Source organism: uncultured Veillonella sp. (assembly GCF_915069625.1).
GTDB lineage: Bacteria > Bacillota > Negativicutes > Veillonellales > Veillonellaceae > Veillonella.
In genome coordinates, this window is record NZ_CAJZFD010000160.1 from 1 (window position 1) to 4,872 (window position 4,872).

The 4,872-nt window shown below is 39.9% G+C and carries 5 protein-coding genes; all 5 read right to left on the reverse strand.

All coding sequences use genetic code 11. The annotated features are described in order from the left end of the window. Positions 1-83: 83 nt before the first annotated feature. Positions 84-533, reverse strand: coding sequence for a dUTP diphosphatase (dut, locus tag QZ548_RS08015; protein ID WP_213467770.1), 450 nt, complete (start codon positions 531-533; stop codon positions 84-86). A gap of 10 nt (positions 534-543) precedes the next feature. Beyond that, positions 544-2,613 (reverse strand): polyribonucleotide nucleotidyltransferase, encoded by a 2,070-nt coding sequence (locus QZ548_RS08020; protein WP_295869553.1) that lies wholly within the window; start codon positions 2,611-2,613, stop codon positions 544-546. A gap of 123 nt (positions 2,614-2,736) precedes the next feature. Beyond that, positions 2,737-3,003, reverse strand: coding sequence for a 30S ribosomal protein S15 (rpsO, locus tag QZ548_RS08025; protein ID WP_005386879.1), 267 nt, complete (start codon positions 3,001-3,003; stop codon positions 2,737-2,739). A gap of 165 nt (positions 3,004-3,168) precedes the next feature. Continuing rightward, on the reverse strand, positions 3,169-3,966 hold the full coding sequence (locus QZ548_RS08030) for an ABC transporter ATP-binding protein (protein ID WP_024066235.1): 798 nt from the start codon (positions 3,964-3,966) through the stop codon (positions 3,169-3,171). Positions 3,967-3,976: 10 nt separating this feature from the next. Continuing rightward, positions 3,977-4,849 carry an ABC transporter permease gene (locus tag QZ548_RS08035; RefSeq protein WP_367113080.1) on the reverse strand — a complete coding sequence of 291 codons (873 nt, stop codon included), beginning with the start codon at positions 4,847-4,849 and terminating at the stop codon, positions 3,977-3,979. Positions 4,850-4,872: the final 23 nt, after the last annotated feature.

The following is a 4,872-nucleotide window of genomic DNA, read 5'->3' on the forward strand; positions in this document are numbered from 1 at the left end:
TAATTATAACTAAATATAATTATAAAAAGCCGCCCAACATAGGTTGAGCGGCTTTCATCATTCTATTCAGAATTATATGTAGTTTACATTGTACCAGTGCTACCGATACCACCTGTACGGACGCCTGTAGCATCGTCATCATTAGTGATAAGATATTTAGAGAAAATACCTTGCGCAACGCGTTCACCTTTTTCAAGGGAAACTGTTTCTTTACCATAATTGAGTAGAGCGATCATGATATGACCTTCGTTATCCTCATTATTGTAGTAATCGCTATCGATAATGCCTGTGCTATTTACAAGTGCTAGATGGCGTTTAATGGCCATGCTAGAACGAATGTGAATAGCAAGATATTCATCGTATGCCATGAAAGCTTTAATACCTGTTGGCACTAATACTACTTGACCTGGTTCTAATGTAACAGCTTCAGCGCATTCAATATCGTAGCCTGCGCTTTCTGTTGTTTTACGTGTTGGTAAATTGATATCTTGTTCTTCAAAAGCAGAAACTACTTCAAAGCCACGAATATCCATGTAACACCTCTTATTTTAAACAATCCTTACGGGACAAGTTGATACGGCCTTGTTTATCGATTTCGATAACTTTTACCATAATCTCATCGCCTACATTTACTACATCTTCTACATTTTCAACGCGTTCTTTTGCAAGTTTGGAAATGTGTACAAGACCTTCTTTACCTGGTAATACCTCTACGAAAGCACCAAATGCCATCAAACGAGTTACTTTACCAAGGTATACTTCCCCTACTTCAACCTCTTTAGTAAGGTTTTCAATGATTTGTTGAGCTTTAGCAGCACCTTCTTGGTCTACAGAAGCAATGAATACTGTACCGTCATCTTCGATGTCAATTTTTGCACCTGTTTCATCGATGATACCACGAATTACTTTACCGCCAGAACCGATTACATCGCGAATCTTATCTGGATCAATTTTCATGGTAATGATACGTGGAGCATATTGAGACATTTGTTGACGTGGTTCAGCAATTGTATCAAGCATGATGCCCATAATGTGCATGCGGCCTTTATGAGCTTGTTCTAATGCTTCATGAAGGATTTCACGGGACAAGCCGGAAATCTTGATATCCATTTGAATAGCAGTTACGCCTTTTGCTGTACCAGCAACCTTGAAGTCCATATCGCCAAGAGCATCTTCCATACCTTGAATATCTGTTAAGATTGTGTAGTGTTCACCTTGTGTTACAAGACCCATTGCGATACCAGCTACTGGAGCTTTAATAGGTACACCAGCATCCATCAAGGATAATGTGGAACCACATACGGATGCCATGGAGCTAGAGCCATTAGATTCCAATACTTCAGATACAAGACGCAATGCATATGGGAATTCTTCTTCACTAGGAATAACAGGTACCAATGCACGTTCAGCCAACGCACCATGACCAATTTCACGACGGCCGGGACCGCGGGAGGAACGAGTTTCACCTACGGAGAAGGATGGGAAATTATAGTGGTGAATATAACGTTTTTCTGTTTCTAAACCAATGCCATCAATTGTTTGAGTTTCAGACAATGGGGCTACAGTGGCTACGTTCAATACTTGAGTTTGACCACGTGTAAATAAGCCAGAACCATGTGTACGAGGTAATACACCTGTACGACAAGAGATAGGACGTACTTCATCAAGTTTACGGCCGTCTGGACGAATTTTTTCAACAGTAATCATATGACGAACGATTTCTTTTGTCATTGCGTCAAATGCTTTATTTACATCAGCTAAGTTATCTGGATAGATTTCTTCAAAGTGAGCTAATACATCTGCACGCACTTCACTTTCTTGCGCATCACGTTGTTGTTTATCAGCACAACGTACTGCTGCATCAAGTTTATCATGACCATATGCACGAACAGCTTCAGCGATTTCAGCAGGTACATCTTTACTTTCAAATACGCGTTTTTCCTTGCCCACTTTAGCTTTCATATCTTCTTGGAAAGCTACGATTTTTTTGATTTCTTCATGAGCTGCCATGATGACTTCAAGAATAGTTTCTTCTGGAACCTCTTGAGCACCACCTTCAACCATGAGGATAGCATCTTTTGTACCAGCTACAACAATGTTAAGATCTGTTGCTTCTAATTGTTCTTTTGTTGGGTTTACAACAAATTCACCGTTGATACGCCCCATGCGAACGCCTGCAATAGGACCATTCCAAGGAATATCAGAAATAGATAATGCAGCAGAAGCGCCAATCATACCACAGATTGCAGGATCACAATCTTGGTCAACGGACATAACAGTTGCCACTACGTGTACTTCATTACGTACTCCTTTATCAAATAATGGACGAATAGGACGGTCAATCAAACGGCTATTCAAAATCGCAGATTCAGGTGGACGCGCTTCACGTTTAATGAAGCCACCTGGTAAACGACCAACAGCGTACATTTTTTCTTCATAGTCTACTGTAAGTGGGAAGAAATCGATATCCTTCGCCTCTTTAGAACCTGTAGCGGTAACGAGTACACGTGTATCACCGTAACCAACCATTACAGCACCGCCAGCTTGTTTTGCAAGTTCCCCAGTCTCGATCGTAAGCGTACGACCAGCTAGGTCCATTTGGAATTGTTCCATTCCTATTCCTCCTAAAAATCTTCTTATATGTATACCTTCTTATTATATATCATCAAGAAAAAATAAGCGAATTATTATAGCAAATAGCACAAAAAAAGCCGTCCAATAGGACGGCTAATTTTATTATTTACGAAGACCAAGACGTTCGATAAGGGAACGGTAACGTTCGATATCTTTACGACGAAGGTAGTCAAGCATGTTACGGCGTTGACCAACTAATTTCAACAAACCACGACGGGAATGATGGTCTTTTTTGTGTTCTTTCAAGTGATCTGTTAAGTATTGGATGCGGCTTGTTAAAATCGCAACTTGTACTTCTGGAGAACCAGTGTCACCTTCATGAGTAGCGTATTCTTTAATTACTGCTAATTTAGCTTCTGTAGTTAACATTAATGTTACCTCCTAAAAAAATAAATAATCTCGATAAGCTTAAGTAACCGTTGGAGATTCGAATACTTCGCTTACGATATGTCTTACGACCTTATTTAGTATACAGTATGTTCCTTAACTTGTAAAGGTATGTCATAAATAAAAGAGGGCTTATGCCCTCTTCTATTATTTCGCACCAAGCACCATACGGTCGCTCAATGCATTTTCCCCAGCTACTTCAAATTTTTGTAATAAATCGGCAACTGTTAATTTTTTCTTTTCTTCCCCTTTTACATCATAGATAATGCGGCCAGCATCCATCATGATGAGACGATTACCAAAGCGCAATGCATCACGCATGTTGTGGGTAATCATAAGAGTCGTTAAGTTATGTTCAGCCACAAGTTTATCAGTCAATTGCAAAACATTTTCTGCCGTCTTAGGGTCAAGAGCCGCAGTATGTTCGTCCAATAATAAAAGTTCAGGACGAAGCATAGTAGCCATCAACAATGTAATGGATTGGCGTTGACCACCAGATAACAAGCCCATACGAGCAGATAAGCGGTCTTCAAGGCCTAAACCTAATAGTGCAAGGCGTTCTTTGAAGAATGCTTGTTCGCTATCTTTGAAAGCCCATTTTAAACCTAAGTTTTTACCACGGCGCATAGCAAGGATCAAATTTTCCTCAATTTGCATGTTACCTGCCGTACCAACCATAGGGTCTTGGAATACACGGCCAATGTATTTAGCACGTTTGTATTCCGGCATTTTAGTGACATCAATATCATTAATTGTGATAGAACCTTCATCTACCGGAAATACACCAGCGATGGAGTTTAGCAACGTACTTTTACCAGCACCATTACCACCGATTACAGTACAGAAATCGCCTTCTTCTAAACGAAGATCAATACCTTGAAGAGCAGTTTTTTCATTGATTGTACCCTTAAAGAAGGTTTTTACCATATTTTTTACTTCTAACATAGTGTCCTCCTTAACGAGCCAACCATTTTGCTTTCAATGTAGGCAAGGAAAGCGCTATGGCAACAAGAATAGCAGTGAATAATTTTAAATCGTTTGGTGGCATACCCATGTAGAGTACAGCGGCAATAACGATACGATATACGATAGAACCAAGTACTACAGCGATAAGGCTACGTACGAAGGATTTTGTACCAAATACTACCTCACCGATAATTACAGAAGCCAAACCAATTACGATGGTACCAATCCCCATACCTACGTCGGCAAAGCCTTGGAATTGACCTATTAAAGCTCCAGACATACCAACAAAACCATTGGAAATCAAAAGACCAAGAACGATCATATTGTCAGTGTTTACGCCTTGAGCACGAATCATTTGTGGGTTAACACCTGTTGCACGTAATGCTGTACCAATTTCAGTACCGAAGAACCAGAATAATAATAAGCATACGACAACAGCTACAATCACACCTACGATAGCTGCAGACCACATATTTGGTGTGTGAAGTACGCTACCGATAATTGTATAAATTGTATCCATACGAAGCAAGGATACGTTAGCTTTCCCCATAATATGAAGATTAATGGAGTATAAAGCAATCATTGTTAAGATACCAGCGAGTAACGCAGGAATCTTTAATTTTGTATGAATACAACCTGTTACGGCACCTGCGGCCATACCACCAATGCCGGCAATCAAGATAGATAAGATTGGGTTCATACCACTAGTAATTAAAATTGCAGAAATGGCCGCCCCCATTGGAAACGTACCTTCTACAGTTAAGTCAGCTACATCTAATACACGGAAGGTGATAAATACACCAACCGCTAACAAAGACCATAAAAGGCCAGTTGTTATGGTGCCTACCACTAAATCTAACATCAAAATCTCCTCTATTATTTCAT